General features: G+C 49.5%; 2 protein-coding genes. Both read left to right on the top strand.

All coding sequences use genetic code 11. The annotated features are described in order from the left end of the window. On the top strand, positions 1–1,121 hold a 1,121-nt coding region (locus tag JX312_RS10650), incomplete at its 5' end, for a glucan 1,6-alpha-isomaltosidase (RefSeq protein ID WP_204457978.1). A gap of 56 nt (positions 1,122–1,177) precedes the next feature. Then, positions 1,178–3,259 carry a glycoside hydrolase family 97 protein gene (locus JX312_RS10645; protein WP_239653888.1) on the top strand — a complete coding sequence of 694 codons (2,082 nt, stop codon included), beginning with the start codon at positions 1,178–1,180 and terminating at the stop codon, positions 3,257–3,259. Positions 3,260–3,561: the final 302 nt, after the last annotated feature.

Below are 3,561 nucleotides of genomic sequence, written 5' to 3'. Positions count from 1 at the left end.
GTTTTATTCCCATGGAGGCAAAGGATGCCTCGGGATATATGACTCATTACGGCTCGATGTCTCTCAAGGATCTTGTGGCAAAATGCAAGGCGAAAGGACTCAGGGTGGGTGTCTACGACAATCCCCTCTGGATCCACGGTCCGCGTGAGACGAAAATAGAAGGCACTGATTATACTTTCGGCAATCTGTATTACAATGGCTCTGTCGACATCCTGAATCCTTCTGCCGAGAACATGTGGTTCAACTGGGTCGTTGCCGAGAATCCCGGCGCACGCGAATATATCGACGGTTTCTTCAGGCATTATGCGGAGCTGGGCATAGATTATATCCGTATGGACTTCCTGTCGTGGTATGAAGACGGCAAAGATCGCAATATCGGTGTGGTTGGTCATGGATACGGACATGAAAGCTATGCGCGCGCCCTCAACTATATCGCAGAGTCGGCAAAGAAATACGGCATATTCACATCGTTGGTAATGCCCCATCTTTACGGTGATGCTGCGGTTGAGTCAAAATATGGGAACATGGTGCGCATTGTCGCCGATACCGCCGGAGGCGGCTGGTGGCACTGCTCGTCGTGCGACCGTGGAAAGTCATACACCACATGGCCTAACTGCATGAACATGTTCGACGGTTTCACTTACTGGTCTCACATCGCAGGACGCGGCAAGGTGATTCTTGACGGTGACTTTATCCGTCTGAACACCTTCGGCAGCGATGCCGAACGCGAGACAGTGGTGTCGCTCCAGCTCATGGCTGGCGGTCCGGTGACAGTCTCAGACAGACCGTCGACAATCGGCAATCTCGTAAGTTTTTATACAAACACCGAGATGCTGGCGTTGAACGCAGACCGGTTTGTAGGCAAGCCTCTGAGCGACAAGCTTAATGATGCAAACAACCGCATATGGTACGGCACAATGAGCGATGGAAGCCACGTGATCGGATTGTTCAACCGTGATGACAGTGCGGCTTCAATATCAGTCAATCTGTCTGATCTCGGTATTTCCGGAGAGTGGAACATGCGCGACCTCTGGCGCCATGCCGACGAAGGGAAGGCTCCAGCGACCATAACCGCTCAGATTCCAGCTCACGGATGTAAAATTATCAAACTGACCAAATAAGTTGATTGAAAATGAAATATAGCAAACTCGCAGCTGTGCTGGCTGTCGCTTCGGGGATGTGTGTTGTTCCTCAGGATGCATACGGAGCGGAAATCACATCACCCTCTGGAACTGTCAAATTGAAGGCAGATGTGGTCGACAGCGTGCCTGTATATTCTATCGAATACAAGAACAAGAAAGTGGTGCTTCCCTCGAAACTTGGTTTCGAACTTGCCGACGGACCCGATATGATGGACGGCTTCAGGCTCATTGACACATCGGTCTCAAGTTTTGATGAGGTGTGGCAGCCGGTATGGGGTGAAAACAGTCACATCCGTAACAATTACAATGAACTTCTGATGCGTCTCGACCAGCCGGAGCATTACCGCAAAATGAATATACGTTTCCGGGTATATGACGATGGTGTCGGATTCCGTTACGAATTTCCGCAGGAGGGGGTTCTCAATTATTTCATCATAAAGGAGGAACACACTCAGTTCGCCATGAACGGCGACCACACCGCATGGTGGATAGCCGGCGACTACGACACGCAGGAATATGACTATACCGAGTGCCGTCTGTCGGAAATCAGAGGTAAGATGAGCGAGGCGATATGCAGCAACGCGTCGCAGACTCTCTTCTCGCCCACAGGTGTACAGACTGCATTGCAGATGAAGACAGACGACGGTCTTTATATCAATATACATGAAGCGGCGTTGGTGGATTATTCCTGCATGCATCTGAATCTTGATGACAAGAACATGGTGTTTGAATCGTGGCTCACTCCCGATGCGCAGGGAAACAAAGGACATATGCAGTCGCCTTCGCATACGCCCTGGCGTTCGGTCATGATATGCGACAATGCGTGTGATGTGCTTGCCTCCAACCTTATTCTCAATCTGAACGAACCGTGCGCCTACGATGACACATCCTGGATCAAGCCGGTGAAATATGTGGGAGTATGGTGGGAGATGATCGCCGGTCCCAAGGAGTGGAGCTACACATCTGATCTTCCGTCCGTCAAACTCGGCAAACATGACTATGCTTCGGTGAAACCTCACGGCAAACACTCGGCGAACACCGCCAATGTGAAGAAATATATCGACTTCGCAGCAGAACACGGCTTCGACCAGGTGCTTGTGGAGGGGTGGAATGTCGGCTGGGAAGACTGGTTCGGGCATTCGAAGGATTATGTATTCGATTTCCAGACACCTTATCCCGACTTTGACCTCGAAGGACTTAACGCCTACGCTCAGTCCAAAGGTGTGCGCCTGATGATGCACCATGAGACTTCGGCGTCTGTGCGCAATTATGAGAGGCATATGGACAAAGCATACAAGCTGATGAACAAATATGGTTACAATTCCGTGAAGAGCGGGTATGTGGGAAACATGATTCCCCGCGGAGAACATCATTACGGACAATGGCTTGTCAACCACTACCTTTATGCCGTGACCGAAGCCGCAAAACACAAAATCATGGTCAACGCCCATGAAGCCGTGCGTCCCACTGGACTCTGTCGCACATATCCCAACCTGATAGGCAATGAAAGCGCACGCGGAACAGAGTATGAGGCGTTTGCAGGAAACAAGCCGTTCCATACGACAGTTCTTCCGTTCACGCGTCTTCAGGGAGGTCCTATGGATTATACTCCGGGTATATTCGACATGGATATGAAAGAGGTCAATCCCGATGGCAACGGTCATGTCAACAGTACAATTGCCCGCCAGCTTGCATTATATGTCACCATGTACAGTCCTCTTCAGATGGCAGCTGATGTTCCCGAGGTCTACAACCGCCATCTCGACGCATTCCAGTTTATCAAGGATGTGGCGGTAGACTGGGATGAAAGCCGTTATCTGGAGGCGGAGCCCGGTAGATATATCGTGGCGGCACGGAAGGCAAAGGGTGGGGATGACTGGTATGTCGGCTGCACTGCAAACGAAAACGGTCATCAGTCCACAATTTCCCTTGATTTTCTTGACAAGGATAAAAAATACGAGGCGGTTATATATGCCGATGCGCCAGACGCGCATTACGCCTCCAACCCGCATGCATATAAAATCGAGAAGAAAAAGGTGACATCAAAGAGCCGTCTGAAGATGAAGGCTGCTCCGGGCGGTGGCTATGCCATATCCATCAAGCCTATAGACAAGTAATACAGAATAAGGTAAAAAAAGATTGACAGAAAAAGAGACACCGTCGACGGTGTCTCTTTTTCTGTCAATCTTTTTTTGTCAAGAGTGGAATCACTCTTATGTTGTCTCCGGATTCAAATGGAATGAAATTGAACCTCAGGCGTCTGTAAATCTTCACTGCGGCATTTCAATGCCCGGAAGCGTTTACTCTTGAGTCGCATACAGGAAAATTAGGATTATTCGCATAAAAAAATTGATTGTCGTCCCGACAACCAATCTTACGTTAACCTTAAAATCTAATACCATGAAAAACTCAATGCAAA

The sequence above is a fragment of the Barnesiella sp. CU968 genome (assembly GCF_905219685.1).
In the GTDB taxonomy this organism is placed as follows: domain Bacteria; phylum Bacteroidota; class Bacteroidia; order Bacteroidales; family Muribaculaceae; genus Lepagella; species Lepagella muris_A.
The sequence above is the reverse complement of the archived record's forward strand: the minus strand, read 5'-3'. Positions and strand labels throughout refer to the sequence as shown.